The following is a 26,044-nucleotide window of genomic DNA, read 5'->3' on the forward strand; positions in this document are numbered from 1 at the left end:
TCGGTATTATCTCAGTCAACGGAATTATTCCGGAGTAATCCAATTCACCGACCAACTGCCCGTGCCTTGAGGGGCAAGTGCGGTGGATAAATAAGGCAAAATGGATTTCATTTGTTTTTCCAACGTCCACGGCGGGTTAATCACAATCATGCCGCTCGCTGTCATACCACGTTGTTCAGAATCAGGACGCACCGCCAGTTCAATTTGCAAAATCTTACGAATACCGGTGGCTTCCAACCCCTTAATCATTCGTTTAGTTTGTTGTCGTAGCACCACCGGATACCAAATGGCATAAACGCCCGTAGCAAATCGCTTATAGCCTTCTTCAATGGCCTTCACGACCAAATCATAGTCTTCTTTCAATTCATAAGGCGGATCAATCAGCACCAAGCCACGACGCTCTTTCGGTGGCAATGTAGCTTTAACTTGCTGAAAACCATCACCGATTTTCACGGTAACATTCTCAAATTCTTTGAAATTATTGCGTAACAAAGGAAAATCGCTTGGGTGCAATTCCATCATCAACGCTCGATCCTGTGGGCGCAACAAATTGGCGGCCAATAACGGTGAGCCTGCATAATAGCGCAATTCTTTCCCACCATAATTAAGCTTTCGAATCAGCTTAACATAACGGTCAACTTCTGTCGGCAAATCATCGCGCTGCCATAAACGCCCAATGCCTTCCGCATATTCGGCGGTCTTCTCCGCCTCTTGACTAAACAAGCGATAAAGCCCTGCACCGGCGTGCGTATCCAAATAATAAAAGCCTTTTTCTTTTTGTTGTAAACTTTCAATAATCAGCATTAACACGATATGTTTCAACACATCCGCATGGTTGCCGGCATGAAAACTATGACGATAACTTAGCATAAATCCTACTTATAATAGTCTTAAAAAAACGTTGGTAAAAAGCACCGCACTTTTAGCGGAAAAAGACTAAGCCCGACGCTTGCCGGGCCTAGTGGTAATGAATCGGACTAGAATAATTCTTCCGGTTGTCCGCCTGTTGAACCGTCCAATAACTCACTTGGCACATAATAGCCGCGTTCTTCTACATAAGCACGGGTCGGTTCGGTGCCCTTGATAAAGTATTCCACCCGTCCGCCGTTGGCCAATAGACCGGAACGCAAGTCAATATGTTTTTCAACGATATTCGCCGGCGTTGGCAATTCACGTTCAGGCGTATCTTTTAAGATGGTTTTCATGTAGCTAATCCACGCTGGCATTGCACTTTTTGCACCGGCTTCACCACTACCTAAACTGAATTTATTATCATCGAAACCAATATAAACGGCTGTGGTTAAATTCGCGCCAAAGCCGGCATACCACGCCACCTTGGAGTTATTGGTTGTACCGGTTTTACCGCCAATGTCTTTACGCTTGATCTCATTTGCCATACGCCAACTGGTTCCCTTCCAACCAAGGCCTTGTTCACCATAAATAGCGGTGTTTAATGCGCTACGGATCAAGAACGCCAACTCACCACTAATTACACGAGGTGCATATTGAGTTTCGGAAGAATTGGTTTTCGCATCTGCCATAAGATTTGGATTATCTTCTTTTACGGCATCCACTCTCGGCTGTAATTCCGGAATATCCGGCACGCTTTCGCCTTGGTCGGTTTCTTCACCGTTGGTAGAATCATCGGTTTTGGCAAACTCGTCAGCCGGCGTTAAATCGGTATTTTTAAAGCCGTCTAATTTTTCTGTTTCGCCGTAAATTACCGGAACGTTATCACAACTTGGGCAAGCCAGTTTTGGGTTTGCCACAAAAATTTCTTTCCCGGCATTATCTAAGATCTTATTGATAATATAAGGATCGATTAAATAACCGCCGTTATCAAACACCGCATAGGCACGCGCCATTTCAAGCGGTGTGAAAGAGGCGGCGCCAAGCGCTAAGGCCTCACTGGCAAAATATTGATCCCGTTTGAAGCCGAAACGTTGTAGGAAATCCGCTACGAAATCCACACCGGCCATTTGCATGGAACGAATCGCAATCATATTTTTTGATTGACCTAATCCCACGCGTAAACGTAACGGACCATCGTAACGATCTGGCGAGTTTTTCGGACGCCATTCTTTTTGTCCCGGTTTTTTCAATATGATCGGCGTATCTTGTAGCACGCTGGATAGGGTTAAGCCTTTTTCTAAGGCTGCCGCATAAATAAACGGTTTAATGGAGGAGCCGACTTGCACCAAAGATTGAGTGGCTCGATTAAATTTACTTTGTTCAAAACTAAAACCGCCTACAATCGCTTCAATGGCACCGTTATCACTATTTAATGACACCAAAGCGGAGTTGGCTTGAGGGATCTGTCCTAAAACCCATTCGCCTTTGTCATTTTTACGAATCCAAATTTGCTCACCCACTTTCACCGGATTGGCTTGTCCCGTCCAACGCATAGCGCTGCTTGGCAATGTCATTTTTTCGCCGGAGGCTAATAATAACTCTACCCCACTTTTACTCACCGCTACAGCACCCGCCGGAATAAAAGGTTCGGAATTCGGTAATTTTTTCAAGAAACCAATAATAGTTTCGTTATCCCAAGGAGCTTCATCTTTTTTCCATAATGGCGCACCACCGCGATAACCATGGCGCATATCGTAAGCGATTAAATTGTCACGCACCGCTTTTTGTGCGGTTTCCTGATCTTTAGAAAGCACGGTGGTATACACTTTATAGCCTTTGGTATAGGCATTTTCCTCACCAAAGCGTTTCACCATCTCCTGACGTACCATTTCCGTAACATAATCTGCGCGGAAATCCATTTGCGCACCGTGATAACTGGCGACAATAGGCTCTTTAAGCGCTGCATCATATTCTTCTTTGGTAATGTATTTCTGATCCAACATACGGGCTAATACGACATTACGACGTTCTAATGCACGTTTTGGTGAGAATAGCGGGTTCATCGTGGAAGGCGCTTTTGGCAAGCCGGCAATGACGGCTATCTCAGATAAGGTTAATTGGTTTAATTCTTTGCCAAAATAGGTTTTTGCCGCTGCGGCCACGCCGTAAGAACGGTAGCCAAGATAAATTTTATTTAAATACAGCTCTAAAATTTCTTGTTTGTTTAACGCGTTTTCAATTTCAATCGCCAAAATGGCTTCTTTCGCTTTACGAATCAACGTTTTTTCCGGCGTTAAAAAGAAATTACGTGCCAATTGTTGCGTAATGGTACTCGCCCCTTGGGATGCACCACCTTTGTTAATCGTCACCATCAATGCACGGGCGATCCCAATCGGGTCGAGACCATGGTGCTCATAAAAACGGCTATCTTCCGTTGCCAACACGGCTTGAATCAATTTCTTAGGAATATTTTCCAACTTCACCGGGATACGACGCTGTTCGCCCACTTCACCAATTAATTTGCCATCTGACGTATAAATTTGCATTGGCTGCTGTAATTCTACGGTTTTCAAACTTTCCACATCGGGCAGGTCGGATTTGAGTTGGATATACACTACCCCCATGGCAATGCACCCCAAAATAAATAAGGTTAACAGGGTACTTAATATTAATTTTGCGATCCGCATCGAAAATTTCTCACTTACTTAAAGGTAATTAAGGGAATTAAAAATAGAGTTAGCTTGTAAGTATAAAGATTACTCAATCAAATCAAAAGCGAAAACTATCGGAAATATTGTAAATTAGGATAAAAATTATGTTCATAAAACATACACCTTCTATTCAAATCGGCTTGTGGTATCACAACCAAAATGTGGATATCGTGTGGTTCGATAAACAAAACCAAGCACAATGTTTACATCTCGATGACGTGGACCTGTTGGATTTACCCGGCGCCTTAACTCGCCACTCAAATTATTTACGCAGAAGTGCGTCGTATAAATACATAACGTCCATCATGCCGCACCAAATTTGGCAGAAAACGTTAATTCTGCCGCACAATCTCACGCCGGCGGAATGTGAACAACAATGTCATTTCACCTTAACCAACGAGCTACCGATTCCCATTAATGAAATTTGGTATGACTACGCCGCCACGCCGTTAAAACAAGGTTTTCGGCTAGAGATTTTTGCCATTAGACAACAAATCGCGAAAGATTATTTGCATCAATTTGCGCCTTTACAAATTGACGTGTTGGACAACACCGCCAAGGCGATATTGCGTGCAACGGAATATGTACTGGGCAAACCGTTCCCGGCAAATGCTGTGTTGTTATATCAGGACGCACTAGGTGCATTGGCGGTGCAACATAAATTGCAGCAAACCCAAACCCTATTCCAAACGGATAAAAATTTGACCGCACTTTTAGCGCAATATTGCCAACGTTATGACGAACAGCCGGAACAGCTTTTCTATTATCAAATGGTCCGAAATGATTCTGTGGTCCCAAAACATTGGCGCCCGGTGGAAACCCATTTGCCGCTAATTGCGCTCGGCAATGCCTTATGGCAACAAGAAATACATAAAGAAGATGATGAACTTTTTCGTTCGTTTTCTTAGTGCGGACTTACGAATGAAAAAAGACATTAATTTACTGCCGTGGCGGGTTCAACAACGCCGCCAACAAACCAAGGCGTTATTCACAACACTTGCCGTAGGGGCGGTAATTTGCACCGGCGGGTGGCTGGCACTACATCATGTCGCCGAACAGCATGCAGAACAAGCGGAAAAATTGCAACTGGAACACCGTGCGTTGCAACGTGAGCTACAACTTACACAGCAACACATTCAGCAGGCAAGAGATCATCAAAACAGCGACAAGGAATCTCAACCCATTGCTAAGGAAATCGTTTTTTCACTGTTAAATCAATTAGCTGAGTTACCACTCACACAAGGTGAATTATCTGCATTATCCCTCTCGGAACAGCATTTAACGCTTACCGGTCACAGCGTCAACCAAGAGGAATTTTCCCGGCTTAACCGCTTTCTCAGTGACCAAGCCTTGTTTCGAGAGGTGAAACTCACAGAATTTAAACCGCAACAACAAGAAATGCGGTTTCAGTTTGATCTCACATTGCAGGCACAGCCATGAAATTGATTGATAAAACCGCACTAGCCAATGCGTTAAACCATTGGTACCAACTTTCGTCCCGACAGCAAATGGCGTTGCTATGCGCTCTAGGTGCATTGTTGCTCTATCTTCCCGCGAAACATTATTGGCAACAGCGCTCACAATTAGAACATCTCATGACACAACAGCAAACACAGCAGGCAACGTTAAGTCATCAACAAAAAATCTTAGCGGCGCTGAAAGAAAAAGCAGCTAAGCAGTTACTCACGCCGCAATTGGCGGGCAAACTCCCCCCCATAAACCAACAAATACAACAACTTGCCCAACAATTACATATTGAACATAGCCAATGGGACTTTCGTCAAAAGCCCTTGCTGACACTACACCTAGAAGGACATTTTAACGATTTACGCCAATTTTTGACCGCACTTTTAAACGCTAACGACGAACTGGAATTGGTGGAATGGCAAATTCAAAAACTCAGCGGACAAAACAACGGCAACACCATTTCCAGCGAACTGTTATTGCAATTAAATACCAAGGAAAACTAATGTTAAGACGAATTTTATGGTTACTGATGGGACTGATATTAAGTCATACGGGCATCGCCAATGATCCCTTTGATAAAGCCCGCCGTCAGGCTATCCCCCAAACATCTGCGGAAAAACAAGACCGCGCGCCAAGCCAAGCGTGTCACCCCACACATTCAACGATTTTTCCGCAAACCGCATTTGCACAAATTCAAGTCATCGGCGTGCTACAACATAAAACCGATTGGCAGCTCATGTTATTTTCCGAGAATCAAGTCAGCCTCGCCAAAGCGGGGGATGTTATCGCGGCAGAACACATTCAAATTGAAAAAATCGGCAAACAACACATCGATTTTTTACGTTGGGACAATGATCCCCATTGCAAAGCGACCACCCCATTTCAGCTTAAGTTTTAAGGAATCCTTATGAAATTACCTCTGCTCTACCGCGTAAAGTGCGGTCTGTTTTTCAGTTGTTTTTTGAGTTTTGCCATGAGCCTTTCCGTTCATGCGGAACAAAATCAGGTATTTTCCATTCGGCTGAAACAAGCGCCCTTGGTACTCACTCTGCAACAATTGGCGTTGGCGCAAAATGTCAATTTGATTATTGATGATGAATTGCAAGGCACGGTTTCGCTCCAACTGGAAAATGTGGATTTAGATCAGCTGTTTCGCTCCGTTGCTAAAATTAAGCAGTTGGATTTGTGGCAGGAAAATGGGATTTATTATTTAAGCAAACTCGATACTTCCGCTAAATTTGCCACCAAAATGGACGAATCCTTTATCCTTCCTGCCGTGATGACGGAAGAACCGACGCGACTCACCACCGCTACCATTAAATTGAATTTTGCTAAAGCCTCGGAAGTGATGAAATCACTCACCGGCGGTAGCGGTTCGTTACTTTCCCCAAACGGTAGCCTCACTTTTGATGATCGCAGTAACTTGTTGTTAATTCAAGACGAACCGAAATCCATCGCTAACCTGAAAAAGCTGATTAAAGAATTAGATAAGCCCATTGAACAAATCGCCATTGAAGCCAGAATTGTCACCATGAACGGCGAAAGTCTAAAAGAATTGGGCGTACGCTGGGGCATTTTTAACCCCACCGAAAATGCACATCGTATCGGCGGAAGTTTGGCGGGTAACGGCTTTGACAATATCACCAACCAATTAAACGTCAACTTTCCTACAGCCACCACCCCTGCCGGATCCGTCGCACTGCAGGTGGCGAAAATCAACGGACGACTTTTGGACTTAGAATTGACCGCACTTGAACGGGAAAATAATGTAGAAATTATTGCCAGCCCGCGATTGCTCACAACCAATAAAAAAGCCGCCAGCATCAAGCAAGGAACGGAATTGCCGTATATTTTGGTGAATGAAAAAAGCGGCTCACAAAGCGTGGAATTTCGTGAGGCCGTGTTAGGCTTGGAAGTGACACCGCATATTTCACAAGATAAACAAATTCTGTTGGATTTAGTGGTCAGTCAAAATGCACCCGGTAGCCGGGTAGCACATGGTTTGGGCGAAGTCGTCTCCATTGATAAACAGGAAATCAACACCCAAGTCTTTGCTAAAGACGGAGAAACCATCGTGTTGGGCGGTGTATTTCACGATACCATCACTAAAAACGTGGACAAAGTGCCCTTGTTGGGAGACATTCCGGGCGTAAAATACTTGTTTAGCAAAGAAAGCGAACGTCATCAAAAACGGGAATTGGTGATTTTCGTCACACCGCATATTTTACGCCAAGGAGAAACCTTAGAATCCTTTAAACAAGAACAGGGCATAACACAGCAAACTAAAATGCTCCCCACACAAAACACGCATAAAAATCCAACAAAATCGTAGTTAATTTGGCATTTCCTATTAATAGGCGAAATAAATATCCTGTTTAGGTTGAAAAAGAGGGGCGTTTATTGAGATAATCTCGACAATTTTGGGGTGATCTTTTCAACTCTATTCAAAAAAAAACTCTCATGCGGCCACATTGTATTATTTGCGGTCGTTTCTTATTTTATAAAAGATCACATTCTTTCCGACCATATAAGTTTAAGACGATAACAATGGCAGAAAAACGTAATATTTTTTTGGTGGGACCAATGGGCGCAGGAAAAAGCACTATAGGTCGCCAGTTAGCACAATTATTAAGCATGGATTTCGTTGATACCGACGCCGAAATTGAAGAACGCGCCGGTGCGGATATCGGCTGGATTTTCGATGTTGAAGGCGAGGCCGGTTTCCGTAAAAGAGAAGAACGTATCATCAACGAATTGACCCAGCGTCAAGGTATTGTGCTATCCACCGGCGGTGGCGCAATTTTATCTAAGGAAAGCCGCAATCACCTCTCCGCACGCGGCATTGTCGTGTATTTGGAAACCACAGTAGAAAAACAATATCAACGCACCCAACGGGACAAAAAACGCCCGTTATTGCAAGATGCCGAAGATCCGCGTCAAGTGTTGGAAGACTTGGCAAAAATCCGCAACCCACTCTACGAAGAAGTGGCCGACATTACTCTCCCGACAGATGAACAAAGCGCTAAAGTGATGGCAACCCAAATTATTGATCTTATCGATAACTACAACGGTTAAATAACGTAAAAGGCCTATCAAATGCTGTGTGTAAATGTTGAACTGAAAGAACGTCGCTACCCGATTTATATCGGCGCAGGTTTATTAACAAATACCGATTGTTATCCACTAAAACAAGGCAATAAGGTAATGATCGTCAGCAATCCAACCGTTGCACACTACTATTTGGCTACCGTTACCGAAACATTGGAAAAAATCGGTTGTATCGTTGAATATGTTCTCTTACCCGATGGCGAGCAATACAAAACCCTCGACTCTTTAAATCTCATTTTTACCGCACTTTTAAAAGCGAATCACGGCCGCGATACCACTATTGTCGCCCTAGGCGGTGGCGTGATCGGTGACGTTGCCGGATTTGCGGCGGCAAGCTATCAACGCGGTGTACGCTTCATTCAAATCCCAACGACCTTATTGGCGCAGGTGGATTCCTCCGTCGGCGGCAAAACTGCGGTAAACCATGAACTCGGCAAAAATATGATCGGTGCGTTTTATCAACCAACGGCCGTCATCATCGATACGCTAACCCTAAACACATTGCCGAAACGGGAAGTCAATGCCGGGTTGGCGGAAGTGATTAAATACGGCGCAATTTTAGATTTACCTTTCTTTGACTGGCTGGAACAACACATTGATGAACTGGTAGCGTTAGACCAAACAGCCTTGAAACAATGTATTGCCCGTTGTTGCCAACTAAAAGCCGATATTGTCGCCCGAGATGAAACGGAAAAAGGCGATCGCGCCTTACTAAATCTCGGCCACACTTTCGGCCATGCCATTGAAACCCACCTAGGTTATGGAAACTGGTTACACGGTGAAGCGGTAGCAGCAGGTTGCATGATGGCCGCAGTGTTATCGGAAAAATTAGGTGATTTAACACCGGCTGATGTGGCGCGTTTAGAAAAGCTCTTAGCACGCGCCAATTTACCTACTGTTTCACCGGATGGCATGACCGCACAGGATTATTTGCCACTTATGATGCGCGATAAAAAAGTATTGAACGGCAAACTCCGTTTTGTCTTACTAAAAGCCCTTGGACAGGCCTACGTTGCCACCGAAATAGACCAAGATCTTGTGGTTGACGCCATTCATTGTTGTTCCCAATTTGACTAATCAACATGCCTGAACCCGCCAAACCCGTTGTGAAAACCAAAAGCCGCCCTTTCCTAAAATGGGCGGGGGGAAAATTTCGGCTCACCGATGAGATCAACCGATTATTGCCCAAAAGAAAACAATGCTTGGTAGAACCTTTTGTAGGAGCCGGTGCGGTATTTCTCAACAGCAATTTCAAACGTTATATTCTGGCGGATATCAACCCCGATTTAATCAATTTGTTTAACATCGTAAAACAAGACGTTGATGCCTACATTTTGGCAGCCAAACCGATTTTCTTTCACCCTGAAGCCAACACGGAAAACTACTACTACACCAAACGGGATGAATTTAATCAAAGCACGGATATTTTCCAACGCTCCGTCTTGTTTCTGTATTTAAACCGTTTCGGCTTTAACGGCTTATGTCGCTACAACTCTAAAAACGAATTTAACGTGCCTTTCGGTGATTACAAAACCCATTATTTCCCGGAAGAAGAATTACGTTTCTTTGCCGCTAAAGCGCAAAGTGCGGTCTTTATTTGCGCCGATTTTCAACAAACCTTTCAAATGGCAGATGAAAATTCCGTCATCTACTGCGACCCACCCTATGCCCCACTCTCACAAGACAGCAACTTTACCAATTATTCCGGCAAGCTATTTTCCATCAATCACCAACAGGAACTTGCCGCGCTTGCCAAACACACCACGGAACAGCGCAACATTCAAGTGCTGATCTCCAACCACGACACCCCTTTCACCCGCGAAATCTACCAAGGCGCCAAAATCCGTCGCCTAAAAGTGCAACGCTCTATCAGCCAATCGCCGCATAAGCGAATTAAGGTGAAAGAATTAATTGCGTTGTTTAAAACAAAAAAATAATCCGAAAATCGACCGCACTTTACCCCGTTTAAAAGTGGCAAACGCAATCAGTTTGAGCATAGAGAATGATATGTTGCTAAAAGTAGCGTGCATTTCCTCACGCGCGCTTGTATCTGACTAAAGAAAACATAAAATAACGACAAATTGAAGCGGTGTTTTCATCGGAATTCAAAAACAACTTAAAAATGCACCGCACTTTATTAACTCTTAAGGAGAACTCTTCGTGTTATTAAAAAAATTATTCGGCATGATCCAATTTAGCGGCTATAAAAGTTTTTCAAGTTTGTATGATCACTATGCGATTCTTGGGTTTGAAAAACAGCTTAATTTTGCCGAACAGGTGGAAAATTTAGATTGGAACGTGGATTTGAAAGCAGGAAAAATCACCTTCGGCGAGCAATACACTTACCCGGTTCAGGTGCTGGGGTCTTTCTCTTTCGAAAACAAAACCTGGCTTTGGAGTTGGGCGAATAAAGCCGCCAATATTCCTGCGAAGTTGTTGGAACTGGCAAAGGAATTTCGCGCTTACGGCAAAAAATACAAAATTGACGAACTCACAAAAGCAAGTCGAGAATTAGCCTTGAATGATGTGCATAGTTTTGGCTTAGTCGCATTGGGCATGTTTGAGGCCGACGGGTATTATGTAGGAAACTTCGGCGCAGGCGCATTGTTGGTGACAGTGAAAGATCGCAGTTTGCGCCAAGCTTCATCTTTGGAAGAGGCGCATTTGAAAATCTTGTCTGTTTATCCGCAATTCATTTCATTATTTGAAATTAAAGCACAGAAAAAAGTGCTCCAAAATTATGTAACAGCAAAGGAATATCGCATTATCGAAAATACGGAAACCCATTTAATCGCCCGCCGTGGAGAAAAGGAAATTATCGGCATTTTTGACGAAGAAGACCGATTAACTCAGTTAAAAGGATAATTCCACATTTAAAGTGCGGTCAAATTTTACGATATTTAAAGCGAAAAAACGCACGAAAAAATGACCGCACTTTTACGTTAAAAATACACTGACCTTATATTACCAAAAAACTAAGAGCTGATATTACATCAGCCCCTTTCTTATTTATTTTATATTCGTTAGAACGTTTGGTTCCATATAACTATATTTACATTCCAACACAAGATTTTCATTCATATTTTCATCGATAGAAAACCCAAAGCATTAGCCTGCTTTATCAATAAAATTTTGCACATAAGATGTATTTAGCCTTACCTTACCCATTATAAATACACTTATTTACAACAACTTAAACCGAGCACAGCCAAAATCCGCTTAAATCAAAAACATTTTAAATGTGTATCTTTGATAGATAAATAGTTTGACACGGCCCTTCATTTAGATATTTGAATAAGGTCAATCAATTACGGATACCTTGTAGTGATATAAAGAATAGCATTTTTAGAAAATCGTTCATAAATGTTGTCATAAATATTGATTTTTTAGTTTATTTTGTTAATGATATATCCCTCAATTTCAAATAACACATTGTGTAGTATAGAACTTTTATTTTATGAAACATCTATTTTCTTTATTGACCTTTGGGTTTAGCCTAAGCCTCCCATTATCGCTTTATGCAAACCCTAACTATGAACCTAGTGCGACAGAAAAACAAATTACCACTCGTCAGCAACAACAGCAATCCGAATTAAATTCCGCTATTCAATCTCAACAAGTACAAGCCCCGAATGTGCGTCTTGAAGCGGAAAAAACCCAATCGACCGCTTTCCCCGCAAATGAAGCGCAATGCTTTCCCATTCATCAGCTTGTTCTAACCGATTATCAACATACAGTTTCAGAATCCATACCATTTTCCCCAAGCCAATTTTCCTGGGCAAAAAGTGCGGTCTATTCTGAGGGCGATTTTGCTTTGCCTGCTTGTGTTGGTGCGCAAGGAATTAACGTGCTATTACGCCGAATTCAAAATCGCTTGATTGAGCAGGGTTATGTGACTACACGTGTGGTTGCCGAACCACAGGATTTGCGTACGGGCATACTGAAACTGACGGTAATTCCCGGTAAAGTTGGACACATCCAATTACGAGATCAAAGTGTCACTCCATTTGCAACGAGAGGTATGCTCTGGTTTTCTATGCCGATGGCGCAAGGAGATTTATTGAATATACGCGACATTGAGCAAGGATTAGAAAACCTCAAACGAGTACCAACGGCGGATGCTAATATTGAACTTCAGCCGGGCGAAGCCATGGGAGAAACGGATGTAGTGGTAACATATAAACAACAAATACCCTTTCATTTAACCTTAGGGGTGGATGATTCGGGTTCCAAAGCCACTGGTCGCATGCAGGGCTCCGCGACTTTTTCTTTGGATAATCCGTTTCATTTAAACGATATGTTTTATATTAGTGGCACCCGTAGTTTTAAACGCCATAGCGATGCAGCCGACGGTGATTATGGTAGCCAAAATCTGAGTTTGTATTATTCAATTCCGTGGAAAAACTATTTACTGACGCTTTCCGGCTCCCGTTATACCTATCACCAAACCGTTGCCGGTGCCTTTGAATCCTATGAGTATTCCGGTGAAAGCCAACAAATGAAAGCGAATTTAAGTCGCTTATTATCTCGTGGAAGTCTTCATAAAACCTATGTTAATGCAGCGTTATGGACGAAAAAATCACATAACTATATTAATGACACAGAGGTAGAAGTACAACGTCGTCGTACAGCGGGTTGGGAAGTGGGACTTAATCACACCCAATACATTGGTGAAACAGTGTTACAACTGTTTGCGAACTATAAACGTGGTACGGGGGGTAATAATGCCTTACCAGCTCCAGAAGAAGAGTTTGGCGAAGGAACTTCCCGTATGCAAATTTTTACTGCAGGTGTTGATTTTACCTATCCTTTCACTATTGGCAATCAACCTTTCCGTTTTAATACAGCGTTGAATGGACAATGGAATGGTACACCTTTAACACAACAAGATAAATTTAGTATTGGTGGTCGTTATACCGTACGTGGATTTGATGGCGAGCTATCACTTTCCGGTGAAAAAGGTTGGTTATGGCGAAATGAGCTCGGTTGGAATATCGCCAATAAGGGACATGAGCTTTATTTAGGGATTGACCAAGGTAGAGTTAATTCCAGTCAAAAAGAAATGAATATTAGTAATACATTGATAGGTGGTGTTGTTGGGCTTCGCGGTAATTTATGGGGATTAAATTATGATTATTTTGTGGGTACTCCGATTAAAAAGCCGGAAGGATTTAAAACCAGTCATGTGACAACCGGATTTAATGTGAGCTACCGTTTTTAATGCTCACGCTTTTAGATGAATAAATTGATTAAACCCAAACCGAATTTAAAATTTAAAGGAAATTAAAAAATGAATAAACGTCACTATAAAGTTATTTTTAGCCGTGTATTAAACCAGCTTGTCGTAGTATCTGAGCTGGCAAAATCTCAAGGTAAAGCACAAAGTGAAAATGTGAGCGCAGAACAAGAAAAAACAGGGCTATTTTCAACCGCACTTTCACTTAATCCTATTCATTTTAGCTTAATGTTAGCATTAGGCTTTGTCTTCTTATCGCCTTCTGCTCATGCAGAAGATATGGCAATTAGAGCCGATAAATCTGCGCCGAATAATCAACAACCAACTGTACTCCAAACAGCGAATGGTTTACCGCAAGTAAATATTCAAACACCAAGTGCAGGTGGGGTATCACGTAACCAGTATTCACAATTTGATGTGGCTGAAAAAGGGGCGATTCTTAACAACGCACGCCAAGCTACACAAACGCAAATGGCGGGTTGGGTGCAAGGTAACCCGAATCTTGCTCACGGTGAAGCAAAAGTGATTCTGAATGAAGTAAACTCAACTAACCCAAGCCATTTAAAAGGTTATCTAGAAGTTGCAGGCCAAAAAGCAGATGTCGTAATTGCCAACCCAAATGGTATTCAATGTGATGGCTGTGGTGTGATTAATGCTGGACGTACAACGCTGACAACCGGTAAAGCGGAAGTGGAAAATGGTGAGTTGAAAGGCTATCGCGTAAGAGGCGGAAAAGTGACTGTTGGTCAAAAAGGTATGGATACCTCTAAAGCTGATTATACTGACATCATTGCGGAAAAAGCAGAAATCAAAGGTGGCGTATGGGCTAAACAAGTAAAAGTGACTACTGGAAAAAACAACGTTGACCGCACCAATGATTCAGTGGTTTATGTTGGCGATAAAAATACAGATAAAACTGACCACACTTCTGACGCGCAAGACGAAAACCAAAGCTACAGTGTCGATGTGAGCCAATTGGGTGGGATGTATGCTGAAAAAATCCATTTAGTGGATAATGGCCAAGGTCTTGGTGTACGCAATGCGGGCCATATTGGTGCATCTGCGGGCAGTGTGAAGATTGATAGTCAAGGTAAGATTGTCAATGAGGGCGTGATTAATGGGGTTGATAATATTCATCTCCATACAGCTGTTGCGACTAATACAGGCAAAATTGAATCTAAACAAGGCCAGATTGATTTAAATGCTAAGAGCATTACACAAGATGGTTCAGTGATTGCCCGTAAAGGGAATGTTTCTTTAAAAGGCGATGTTGTTCGTCAAAAAGGTGAAACTGTTGCAAAAGGTCGGGTAGACTATGATGCAAAATCAATTGTCGCAGATAAAACGGCATTTATTGCTGCTGGTGTGAATATTACAGAAGATAAAGGTAAAGTTGTTCGTACTTTAGATGCCGCTCATGTTGAAGGAAGTGGTATTACCTTAAAAGGCCATAATAGTGTCACGATGCATGGGAAACAGGTTGCATCAGGTCATATTGCAGTACAAGGTGGCGTGTTAAATTTAGATGGAAGCCAAGCAACGGGATATAATGTTTCCTTATCTTCAGATCAACGAGATATTCAACTTAATCAAGCGAATGTTTATGCGACAAATGGACTTTCTCTTTCATCGTCAGGATTACTTTCTACACAAGGTAGTGAGTTAAGCGCTGAGACTATTAAGACATCTCAATCTGAACTTGATAATAAAGGTGGGCATTGGACGCAACGTGGTAGTGATGATTTGACGATTCATACTAATACGTTAAATAATCAAGATGGCGGAATAAGTACTAAAGGTCGCATGCTTATTGAAGCGAATAATGTGAATAATAGCAAAGGAACGCTGTTAAGTGGAAAAGCACTTCAATTAGATACTAAACAACTTGATTCTACAGATGGTGTAATCGCTTCGGACGAGAACGTGACACTTTCAAGCCAGAACATCGTTAATCGTAATGGCTTAATTCAAAGTGGTAAGAGTGCGATTATTAACACTGGTCTTTTGGATAATCAAAAAGGAAAAGTGCTGAGTCGTGGTGAGCAGCAAATTTCAAGTACTACATTAATAAATCAAGATGGGAATATTGTTTCAGGTGAGAAACAATCTATCCAAGCAACTCAATTAAACAATCACAATGGGATTGTTTCTTCTCAAACACATCAAAAAGTTAGTGTTCAGAAAGATATTGATAATCGTCAAGGTCGTATTAGCGGAGTAGATAGCCAGATCCGCGCTAACCAAATTGATAATAGTGGGCAAGGTGAGCTACTTTCTGCAGAAAGTTTGTCATTGAATGTGGCTTCAATGCTTAATAATACTCAGGGCATTATTAAAGGTACCAAAACTTTTATTAAAGCAGAAGATATCAATAATAATTCAGGGGTACTTTATGCTCAAAACCTTGGCCAGATTCAAGTCAGTAACCAATTAGATAATCAAAATAATGGAAAAGTAATTAGCTTAGGGGATATGACGCTCCAGGCGGAAAAATTAGATAATCGTGGTGGAGTTACTCAAGTTGCACAACAGTTGGCTTTAACTGTTCCAACAATTCTGAATAATAAAACAGGTAAAGATGGTTCATTTATTCAGGCTAATAAACTGACGATTGACGCGAAGAAGATTGATAATCAAGGTACAGTTGATAAATCAAATGGAGCGATTCAACAAGGAATTGCAGCGAAAACATTACTTTTAAATGCCCAAGATATTGATAACGTAGAAGGGGGGATTTATGTAGAAGATAAAGCGAAACTCCATATTAACGGTACTTTAAACAATCAAAAAGGTGAAGTTTTAAGTTGGAAGGATACAGAGATTTCTGGCTCTAATTTGTCAATTGATAATGACTTTGGACGATTACAAGCAAGCCATGCATTAGATATTCATACGCACTCGTTATCATTAACAGGAAAGGGACATCTAGAAGCTGATAAATTACATTTAGGTCTACAAAGTGATTTTCACTCTACGAATGATATCAATGCGGCTACTGAATTGAATATTGAGACTTCAGGTAGTGTAATTAATAGCAATAAACTCTCAGCCGGTAAACGTCTCACTATTTCAGCTCAAAATGTAGATAACCAAGAAGCTGGACGATTAAGCAGTGCAGAAACTCGCATTACTGCAAGTGGAAAGATTACTAACCAAGGGCTAATAAATTCTTTTACAGAAAATAACGACAGTAAAACGGTATTAAAAGCAACCCATATTGATAATGTAGGAAGTGGGCGTATTTATGGTGACCATGTGGCACTTCAAGCCGATAAAATTGAAAATCATGATGGGAAAAATATAGCCGGTGAAGTGAAGTCGGCAACTATTGCTGCTCGTCATCGCCTTTCTCTTACTGGAAAAGAAATCGTTAATAGTACCGCTTTTTATGAGAAAGACAAAAAAGGTGGTTCAACTCTTTACAGTGGGGGGAATATTGAATTTGGCGAACGTTTAAATACCCAGGATCAAGCTGAAGGGAAAGCTGACGTTTTACGTAATAAGAGCGGTATCATTGAAGCTGAGGGCGGAATTGGTCTAAGTGGTGTTAAGAAAACTTTTAACACAAATGAACATTTTGTCACTGAAAAGATTGAGGTTCCTGAAGAAGGGAAAAAACAGAATATTCAATATGTCATGATCGGGACGAATGGTATTGATTTTAATACCGGTGGACAAGTCAAAAGCGATCGTTTCGAACAGCGAGTTCTCTCAGATAAAAATGAGCCGGGCGTATATGATCTCGTCTGGAAAACATTACTTCATCGTAAATTAGACAATGATGAGTTGAAAGTTGGTTATATTCCTTTAGCAAATCAAAAGGTATGTTCAACTGTAGATCCATCGCTTTGTTATATTTATCCAACAACTCTCTATGGTACGGATTATGGCGTGTGGGAACGTTTTGGTCTTAAAGCGCCTCAAAACGCACCATCTCTTGAAAATTTACCAACGATAAGAAAAGAGCCTAGTAAACCAGGAAAACTGCCGATGCGATACTCTGAGTTTCCAGGGCTTAAAGCCCGACATGAAGAAGCTTTGCGTCAGTATGATATAGAGATTGAGGCTTATAAACAAGATGTTGCTAATTATAATAAAGCAATTAAGGAATATACTGACTGGGCGAACAAGCATGCTGATTCTTTTACAGAATTAAACCAACGTATTAAGGCGAACAACGACTTGTTACCAGGACATTATCGTGAACGCTGGGTTATGAATGTAACAGAAGAAAAAGTGGCAAAAAGTGTCGTGACTAAATCATTGCCAGGACAAATTCTTGCTGGCACTGATATTGATCTAGGTAATAGCTATTTAGAAAATGATAAGAGCACCATAATATCTGGTGGGCTTATTCATAAAGCACAGGGTGAACTGAAAAATTTAGATGAGAAAGGTACGGTGTCTCATCAAATTTACGGTACTGCTAGTTGGGTAGAACCAAGATGGCGTGGTCACAGAAAAGGTTGGCGTTGGTACGGTGAAAGTTTTAATGACGTAATCAAACGCCGTGAGACAAATACAACCTTTGATATGAATATTTTTACAGAATTATCTCAGGCAAATAAAACAGTAGATAATCCATTTTACCAAGATCAAAGTGCCCATAAAGTTAAACTAGGAAATGGAGTAGAAAGTAGTGTATTAGGCACAATTGATACTCGTAAAATAGATACGCAGGCGATCCGTAAATCACCGACTTTGCAAACAATTGAAAGTCAGTTTAATAATCAGTTGGAAGTTCGTACTATACAACCGGATACCCGTTTACCAACACAAAGTTTATATAAAATTAATCCGACGGCAGAAAGTCATGTATTAGTTGAAACAGATTCTGATTTTACAAATAAAAATCGCTGGTTAAGTTCGGATTATATCCTCAATTCTTTACATATAAATCCGCAAGCTACCATGAAGCGTTTGGGAGATGGGTACTATGAGCAACGTCTTGTACGTGAGCAAATGAATCGTCTTACTGGACATCATTTTACTGGGAATAACCAGACCTTTGAAGAGCAATATAAATCTTTAATGGATGCGGGACTAACCTTTGCGAAAAAATTTAATCTCACTGTAGGGGTAAGCTTAACACCTGAACAGGTAGCTCAGCTGACCTCTGATATTGTATGGATAGAAAAACAAAAGGTAACACTACCAAGTGGTAAAGTGGTGGAGGCATTAGTTCCACGAGTATATGCCGTGGTGAAAAAAGGTGATTTAAACGGGACTGGCACATTGATTTCAGGTGAGAAATTGTATGTAAAAGGTAGTGAGTTTGAGAACCAGGGAACTCTTTCTGGTAGACAAATTGCCAAAATTGATGTGGATAACCTAAAAAATAGCGGTACTCTAAGTAGTGAGATATTGAGTGCGAATGTATCTGGTAATGCCAATAATATCGGTGGTGTACTTGAAGCAGATAAGGCTTTGTTATTGAAGGTGGCAGGCGATTTTAATCATCGTTCTACCACTCAAACAAGCGATATTAAAGCTAATGGCTTAACTCGTCATGAAACTAATCTTGATCGCAAAGCACTTTTACATGTTAAAGGTGAGAATGGCCTATTGAGCGTAAGTGCTAATAACATGACGCTTGAAGGCTCAGAAGTGCGTAATGATGGTAAAGGGCTTACCTTACTTGATGCTAAAAATAACTTAAATTTGACCGCACTTTCTGTGGGGTATGATGAGAAATTAGGGAACTCTAATGCTTATCGTAATGCAAATTTACAGGATGTGGTCGCTTCAACGGTAAAAGGTGGTGGCGATGTACAATTACAAGCCAAAGATATTCATGCTAATGGCGGTAAGCTTGAATCTGAAAAACGTTTAGCATTAGTCGCAGAAAATGATTTGGTATTAGATGCAGCGGGTAAAACAGCAAGTCTAGAGGAATATGCAAAAACCAAAAAACGTAATCTCATATCTTCCCGTTCTTCTGAGCGTTATTCATATGACAAACTTAATGCTCATGAAGTGGCTCAGCTAAAAGGTGAGCAAATAGAGGTGACAGCTGGACGCAATGTGAGTATGAAGGCAACCCAGGCTAATGCGACACAGACAATAACAGCTTTAGCCGGTGGTGAACTTGATGTAGGAACAGTGACAAATAGTCACGAACAAATTAAGTGGAATAAGCATAAAAGATCTGGTTTAAGTGCTTCTTTCTCTCATGGAACTGCACAAATTGGTTATCAACGCAATAAATCAAATCGAGACATGACAGGTTATGACGAGAACGTAATAGGTAGTCAACTCGTGGCAGAGAACGGTGCCTTAGTGCTTAATGCGAAGGATAATATCAATGTGAATGGCTCCCGTTTGGCCTCGGGTGGCGATATGGTGCTTGAGGGTAAAAATGTGAACTTGAATGCGGTGAATGAGCAGCATAATAGTGAACGTCATCAGAGCCAAAAATCAACCGGTATTGGAATGGGTTTTGTATACGATCCTGTAGCGAGAGCAAAAGAAAATTATCGTCAAAAAGAAGCCCAAGGAGGAACAAAATCCATTATTGGTAAATCTACGGCCGCATCAGATGCTGTTGTAGATTCAGCAGAATCAATGATGCGCGGTCTTCAGCCTTATGCTAATCACAATCGGAGTGAATCACATAAATACAATCAAAAATCACTGGCAAAAACAACCGCACTTGAGTCTGGAGGAAAGCTTAATATTCAAGCTCGAGAAGGAGATATTCGTGCACAAGGTAGTCGTATCAGCGCTGAAGGTGATGCGCAATTTATTGCGGCTCAAAATGTTGATTTCGGAGTAGCTGTACACGAACAATCTCAGCAAGCATCCTCTAGACAAAGAGGAGTGGGCATTGATGGATTAGCAAAATATGTCGTCGGAGGACACACGCAGCGAGAAAATGGAGATACTCGTCTTAGCCAAGAGGTTGGAAGCCAAATTTCTATTGCTGGTAACAGTACAACCATCGCAGAGAAAGGTGATGTTACTTTAAAAGGTACAACGTTTGTTTCGGGAGGTAAAAACAGACTTCAAGCTAATGAAGGTAATGTTAAGTTGATGACTGCCGAAACGACAGATAATAGCCTGCAAGTTCGTAAAGGTCATGGTGTAGGAGAGGCTGTCATCTCTGATACAGAGAGATTCTTTGGCTATAATCGTACACGTATGAATCAAGATGGGACTAAAGTAAGTCATGACGGAAGCCAACTAGCCAGCCTTAATAACAAAGTTGAGGTATATGCAGGTAAAGATTACCAACAAACAGCAAGTGAAGTGTTGGCGAAAGAGAAAGTGGATATTAATGCACAAAATATCACTATTAATAATGCACTTAATCATCAAGAGAATAGTTATAGTGAAAGCGATTTAAAAATTGGACAATTTAGCCGAATTAAATCACCGATAATCGACTTAATTAATACTATTGAAGGCGCCGTAAAAAATGATAAAGCATCTGATCGCTTGAAAGCGGCAAATGCTATGAGTATTGCTGCGCAGGGCTATAATTTATATAACTCTATTAGCAAACTAAAAGATCCAAAATCGGGTACATATCTCTTTAGAGCGGAATCTGGTAGCGGTATTGCTCATAGCCGTCAAAGCCAAGAAGGGTTATCAGATATTAGTCAAGGTAGCCGAATCAATGCGAAAGAGATTAACCTTGTCGCACGTGGCGACGGTAGTTTGAATGAAAAAGGTGAGCGTAAGTTAGGTAATATCAACTTAACACATGCCGAGCTTACATCTCGAGATGAAACAGGCAAACGCCTTGAAGATAGCCGAATTACGTTAACTGGCAATGAGTTGAATATTAAAGCTGGTGAGAATCATACCCAGTTTAAAGGTCGAAACTCTAGTATGGGGGTTGAGGTTGGTGTTGCTGCAACAGTTGGGGCGCAAACTGGCGTAGGCATTTACGCAAGAGTTGGTGGAAGCTCGGGCAAAGAAGATGGGGAAAGTAAGACTTATCAGAGTAGCCAACTAAATGCAGAAACTGTGACTCTTAATAGCCAAGGTGATACTAATATTATTGGCAGTCAAGTTAAAGGTAAAACAGTGAATGCCAATGTTGGTGGTAATCTCAATATTGAAAGTTTACAAGATGAAGAGCACTTCAAAACTAAATCTTCAGGCGGTGGTCTTGAAGTCGAATTTGGTTTTGGTAATAACTGGAGTGTAGGTGGTTATGGCAATAGTGAAAAAGGTGAAAGTCATCGTAAACAAGTAAATGAACAAGCAGGGATTTTTGCCGAAGAAGGCGGTTATCACGTTGATGCTAAAAATGTTCACTTAAATGGTGGTGCCATTACCGGTACTAATTCACAAGCAAATGAACTTAAAACCAATAGCTTTACTTTTGCAGATATTCAAAACGAAAGTAGTAGTAACGCTATGAGTGGTTCGGTTAGTGCTAATGCAAAAGGAAAAGGGTCTAAGGTTAATTCTACAAGCTTTGGTGGTGGATTGCCGATAAATGAATCTGATTCAGATAATTCAGTTACTCGAGCAACCTTAAGTGAAGGAAAAATTACCTTAAATAAAGATAGTGAACCAACTCAAACCACAGCACAAGCTTTGGGCATTAATACAGATATTAATCAAGCTAATAGTCAAGTGAATGCACCAAAAGATGTGAAACAGCAATTGAGCGAACAACGCCAAATTTCTGCCGCTGCAGACCATATTCGTGATGCAGTAAATACATACATGGCAAATCAACAGAACGCAGCAATAAAAGAAATGGCGGCATTACAAGCAGAAAGAGAGGAATTGGTTAAACGCAATGATGAAGTTGCATTAGCTAAAGTTGATGAGAAATTAATAACGCTTCTTAAAGAATCTGAAGAATGGGGTAATGAAGGTAAATATCGTCGTGCTCTGGATGCAATTACATCAGCTGGCGTAGCCGCATTAACTGGGCAATCAGCACAAGGTATTGCGGTGACTGCAGCTTCACCTTACGTTAACCAAGCAATTAAAAATGCAACAACAGATGAACAGACAGGTAAAGTGAATAAAGTCACTAACATTGCTGCCCATGCACTATGGGGTGCAGTGGAAAGTAATGCGCTTGGGGGAAGCGGTACAGCAGGTGCTTTATCTGCAAGTGGCGCTGAATTAGTGGCACCACAGATTGCTAAAGTGCTTTATGACAAAGCGCCAAATGAGTTAACTTCATCTGAAAAGCAGCGTGTTATTGCATTAAGTGGTGTAATTGGCAAGGCTATAGGTGGTATTACATCCGCAGCTAAAGGCGGAGATACTTACGCTATATCTAAAAATAGTGATATTAGCGGAAATATTGCGAAAAATGCTGTGGAGAATAATGCGGTCTTTAAAGCAAGAGGAGAGCATTATTTAGCGCAATTACAAAAAATTAAAAAGTATCCAGAAGCTAAAAACCGCTTACTTCGAGAAATGGGTGCAGAAAGTACTAGACATAGTCTTGCGATTAGAGATGCTTGTAAAGTAAGTGCTGAGCAATGTAAGTTCTATATTGGAATGCTGAAAGAAGCAAGATATTACTACATTGAAGAACAAACTAAACATCCAGAATGGACTTATTCTGAAGAAGGTAAGATGTTACAAACACTACGAGGTTTGGCTGAACATGATCTTAAAATGGCACAAGGTATCTTGGCTGAAAAACCGCAAGTTACAGTGTCTCGAGGCGTCCCTAAAGGAAAAATATATGATACTAACTATCCTGAACGTAACGATTTTGCTAATTATCGTTCGGTAGTGGATATTGATAGAAAGCATCACATCACTGTGACAGGTTATACATCTGCGGAGAAAGATCGTGATGACAGAAAACTTAGACCTGCAATTCAGGTGATTTCTGGAGGAACAGAAGTTACTGGTGGTGTAATTGAATGTTTTGCCTCTGCAGGTTTAGGATGTGGGCTTGGAATTGCAGCAGCAGCAAAAGGTCTAGACAATGTAGTAACTGGATTTACCAATTACGGTAAACATCCCTCTGAGCAAAATGATACCTATACTGTTAAGGGGTTACAAAAATTAGGGATGTCTCCAGAAACAGCTAGAATAGCAGATTCTCTTTCTGATGCAGCTTTAGGTGGGGCGGCAATATTTAGTAAAACTATTCAACGTAGTTCCTCTGGTATAAATGTAGCTAAAGCCACAAATAAAATAGGTAATGCAACAAATATTACAGACCTATCAAATAGAGCCGTTGCTGATGTTTCAGTTAATAGTGTTAAAGCTACGAATAAGGTAGGTAATGCAACAGATGTTGTCCAATCAGTAAATAATACGCAAAGTAAAGCAAATGCCGTAAGATTATCAAATAAATCAGGTAGTATTTTAGCCAATAATACTAAAGCCAGTGGTACTAAAGTCAACAATACGGTTGATAATGTTATAGTGGCATCAAAAAACGTAGAAAAATCAAGACGTACTCATCCAGGTGTTAACCTTAATCATAATAATGTTGATTATCCATCAACAGGCATGGATAACTATCAACGTGGAAAGATTGGTGATTCTGATTATCCTGAGGTCGTGTATAGAGGTACTAATAAACGACCTGAAGATGCTTTTGACAAAGGGTTCAATCCTAGGGGAAAGGGGGAAGATATTTATAAGCATGCAGTAGATAACACTTCTCCTCCAAGCAAATATGTGTGTACATCAACTTCATGTGATGTTGCCGCTAATTATGCGACAAATATAATGGGTGATGGGCATGCTTATATCATTAGAAGACCTGAAAATGGCGTTGATGTAAATAAAGTATTAGGAGCTAAATCACCGTATCCTTCAGATAAAGAAATTGCTATTCCTGGTCCTGTTCCAGGAAACCAAGTTTTAGGCGCTATTCCAGTTGATAAAGATGGGAATTTAGCTAACTACAGTATTCCTAATCCAAATCGAGTGCGAGGTGGGGGAGATGCAGCTAAAGCAACAGAACATTTTAAAACTTGTTCTTTCCGTGGAGATATGGAGGTAAAAACCGAGCAAGGTTATAAGCCAATTCAGTCTATTAAAGTTGGTGATAAAGTTTATGCAAAAAATGAACAGACAGGACGGATGAGTTATCAGCGTGTGCAGGCGCATTATAATAATCTATACGATTCTACCGTGTATGTTGAGGTAATGAATGAGCAAGGAAAACAGCAAACGATTATTTCAAACAAAATTCACCCATTCTTTACACAAGTAAGTCAAGGTGAATTAGTGCCAAGTTCGGAAGGGCATTTCTATAAAGGTGAAATTCAAAATGCTCAGTGGGTAGATGCACAAAATCTGAAATCTGGTTATAAGCTATTGTCAGAAAATAATCATTGGCAGACAGTCAAAGGAGTGAGCATCAAAGCTGAGAAGTTGAGTGCATATAACTTGACGGTTGAAAATGATCATACTTACTTTATTAAAGGAACTAATAGTGATTCTGATGGGGTTTGGGTGCATAATGAATGCTATATTGGTATTCCTAAAGAGGCAAAGGAAGCTGGTAAAATAAATGGGTATAAAGCCTATACATTTACAGAAAATGGAGAAACAAAAACAGTTATTCAAACAGGAGAACGTCGTTTTGAAACGTTAGATCAACCAAAAGCACTAGATCCAACATTAAATGGTTCTCAAACAAAGACTATTAAAGTTGATTTTGATGAAACTAGAATAAAAAATAGTGAGGCACATAAAATAGTAAATAATTTAGATGTAAATACACGTTATGAATTAAGTAACGGTACAAAATTTAAAACTAATGATTACGGTTATGTTGAAGAAATTTCCTTTAAGCCAATAGATGAAAAGATGCCAAGAACATCACAGCAAACAGCGATAGGCTACTTGGGGGAAATTGGTGATGTTGGAGGGCATATTCAAGCTTGTAGATATGGTGGAACATGTGACCGCTATAATTTATTTCCACAAAATGGAAACTTTAATAATTCAGCTTATAAAGTATATTTTGAAAATATCGTAAAAAAAGCTGTAGATAAAGGTAAAGCAGTTGATGTTGTAATTAAATTCGAGCGTTCAGCACCTAACTCACCAAGACCAGATAAACTGAGAGTTACGATTGGGGTAGAAGGCAGTAAGTATAGATATGTTAATGTATTTAAAAACCAGTATGGTGGAGGTAAATAAATGCAAAAGCAATTTGATTTATTAAATGAAATCTGTTCAATATTTTTTTCAGTACCTGAAAAGTTTGATTCGTTAGAATATGAATATAAATTTAATCCTGAAGAGGATTGGGTTGGAACAAAACTAGGAACTACGCTCCAAGGGAAAGTTGTATATATAACATTAGCTGAACAGGATGAAGATAGAATCATGGATTTATGTCAGCAATTACATGATGAAATGCAAAATCATACAGGTGGTGATTGGCGAAAGTTTATTTTAACGCTCAATGAGAAAGGAGAAGCAAAAACACAATTTATCTATGATATTCAGTCTTGTATGGATGATATTTTAAAAGATGAAATTTCATAACTAGTAAAGTCGGGAGAAACCTCGCAAGTTTTATATTTTTGTTTATTCAAGTGTGAACCTTTAGTTCCACCTAAATACTAATTTATGAAATATCTGTGTGACACATAATTTGAAATATCTAGGTCTCAAGTGCGGTCAATTTTTAGTGAATTTAAAAACCCCCTAGATAGCGCGCGTTTCTTAACGCGTGCTTATATCTAACTAAAAATCAACAAACTGAAGT

The 26,044-nt window shown here is 40.6% G+C and carries 14 protein-coding genes; 12 read left to right on the forward strand and 2 right to left on the reverse strand.

The genetic code is table 11. The features are described from left to right. Window positions 1-24: 24 nt before the first annotated feature. Complete coding sequence (locus DK428_RS03445) at window positions 25-870, reverse strand: 23S rRNA (adenine(2030)-N(6))-methyltransferase RlmJ (RefSeq protein WP_109064693.1); 846 nt, start codon at window positions 868-870, stop codon at window positions 25-27. Between the two features lie 107 nt (window positions 871-977). After that, on the reverse strand, window positions 978-3,539 hold the full coding sequence (locus DK428_RS03450) for a penicillin-binding protein 1A (RefSeq protein WP_109064692.1): 2,562 nt from the start codon (window positions 3,537-3,539) through the stop codon (window positions 978-980). Between the two features lie 128 nt (window positions 3,540-3,667). Here DK428_RS03450 and DK428_RS03455 point away from each other — a divergent pair, with 128 nt between their 5' ends. From DK428_RS03455 to DK428_RS03510, 12 genes are all read left to right on the forward strand, one after another. Beyond that, window positions 3,668-4,471: a type IV pilus biogenesis protein PilM gene (locus DK428_RS03455; RefSeq protein WP_165819761.1), complete on the forward strand. Its 804-nt coding sequence runs from the start codon at window positions 3,668-3,670 to the stop codon at window positions 4,469-4,471. 13 nt (window positions 4,472-4,484) lie between these two features. After that, window positions 4,485-5,003, forward strand: coding sequence for a PilN domain-containing protein (locus DK428_RS03460; protein WP_109064691.1), 519 nt, complete (start codon window positions 4,485-4,487; stop codon window positions 5,001-5,003). Next, complete coding sequence (locus DK428_RS03465) at window positions 5,000-5,533, forward strand: competence protein (RefSeq protein ID WP_109064690.1); 534 nt, start codon at window positions 5,000-5,002, stop codon at window positions 5,531-5,533. The genes DK428_RS03460 and DK428_RS03465 overlap by 4 nt, the downstream gene beginning before the upstream one ends. After that, entirely contained in the window at window positions 5,533-5,928 is a 396-nt protein-coding gene (locus tag DK428_RS03470; protein ID WP_109064689.1) for a competence protein ComD, read from the forward strand. The genes DK428_RS03465 and DK428_RS03470 overlap by 1 nt, the downstream gene beginning before the upstream one ends. Window positions 5,929-5,937: 9 nt before the next feature. After that, on the forward strand, window positions 5,938-7,362 hold the full coding sequence (locus tag DK428_RS03475) for a type IV pilus secretin PilQ (RefSeq protein ID WP_109090066.1): 1,425 nt from the start codon (window positions 5,938-5,940) through the stop codon (window positions 7,360-7,362). Window positions 7,363-7,577: 215 nt separating this feature from the next. Then, on the forward strand, window positions 7,578-8,105 hold the full coding sequence (gene aroK / locus DK428_RS03480) for a shikimate kinase AroK (RefSeq protein WP_109064687.1): 528 nt from the start codon (window positions 7,578-7,580) through the stop codon (window positions 8,103-8,105). A 21-nt stretch (window positions 8,106-8,126) separates the two neighbouring features. Then, window positions 8,127-9,215, forward strand: a complete 1,089-nt coding sequence (gene aroB / locus DK428_RS03485) for a 3-dehydroquinate synthase (RefSeq protein WP_109064686.1) — start codon at window positions 8,127-8,129, stop codon at window positions 9,213-9,215. A gap of 5 nt (window positions 9,216-9,220) precedes the next feature. Next, window positions 9,221-10,075 carry a Dam family site-specific DNA-(adenine-N6)-methyltransferase gene (locus tag DK428_RS03490; protein ID WP_109064685.1) on the forward strand — a complete coding sequence of 285 codons (855 nt, stop codon included), beginning with the start codon at window positions 9,221-9,223 and terminating at the stop codon, window positions 10,073-10,075. Window positions 10,076-10,298: 223 nt separating this feature from the next. Beyond that, the gene (locus DK428_RS03495; protein ID WP_109064684.1) at window positions 10,299-11,003 is read left to right on the forward strand and encodes a DUF6882 domain-containing protein; all 705 of its coding nucleotides are present in this window, start codon (window positions 10,299-10,301) and stop codon (window positions 11,001-11,003) included. Between the two features lie 592 nt (window positions 11,004-11,595). Then, window positions 11,596-13,359, forward strand: a complete 1,764-nt coding sequence (locus DK428_RS03500; protein ID WP_109064683.1) for a ShlB/FhaC/HecB family hemolysin secretion/activation protein — start codon at window positions 11,596-11,598, stop codon at window positions 13,357-13,359. 69 nt (window positions 13,360-13,428) lie between these two features. Further along, on the forward strand, window positions 13,429-25,470 hold the full coding sequence (locus DK428_RS03505) for a two-partner secretion domain-containing protein (protein ID WP_109064682.1): 12,042 nt from the start codon (window positions 13,429-13,431) through the stop codon (window positions 25,468-25,470). Continuing rightward, window positions 25,471-25,821, forward strand: a complete 351-nt coding sequence (locus DK428_RS03510; RefSeq protein WP_109064681.1) for a hypothetical protein — start codon at window positions 25,471-25,473, stop codon at window positions 25,819-25,821. Window positions 25,822-26,044 lie beyond the last annotated feature (223 nt).

This window comes from Aggregatibacter kilianii, from assembly GCF_003130255.1.
Lineage (GTDB): Bacteria > Pseudomonadota > Gammaproteobacteria > Enterobacterales > Pasteurellaceae > Aggregatibacter > Aggregatibacter kilianii.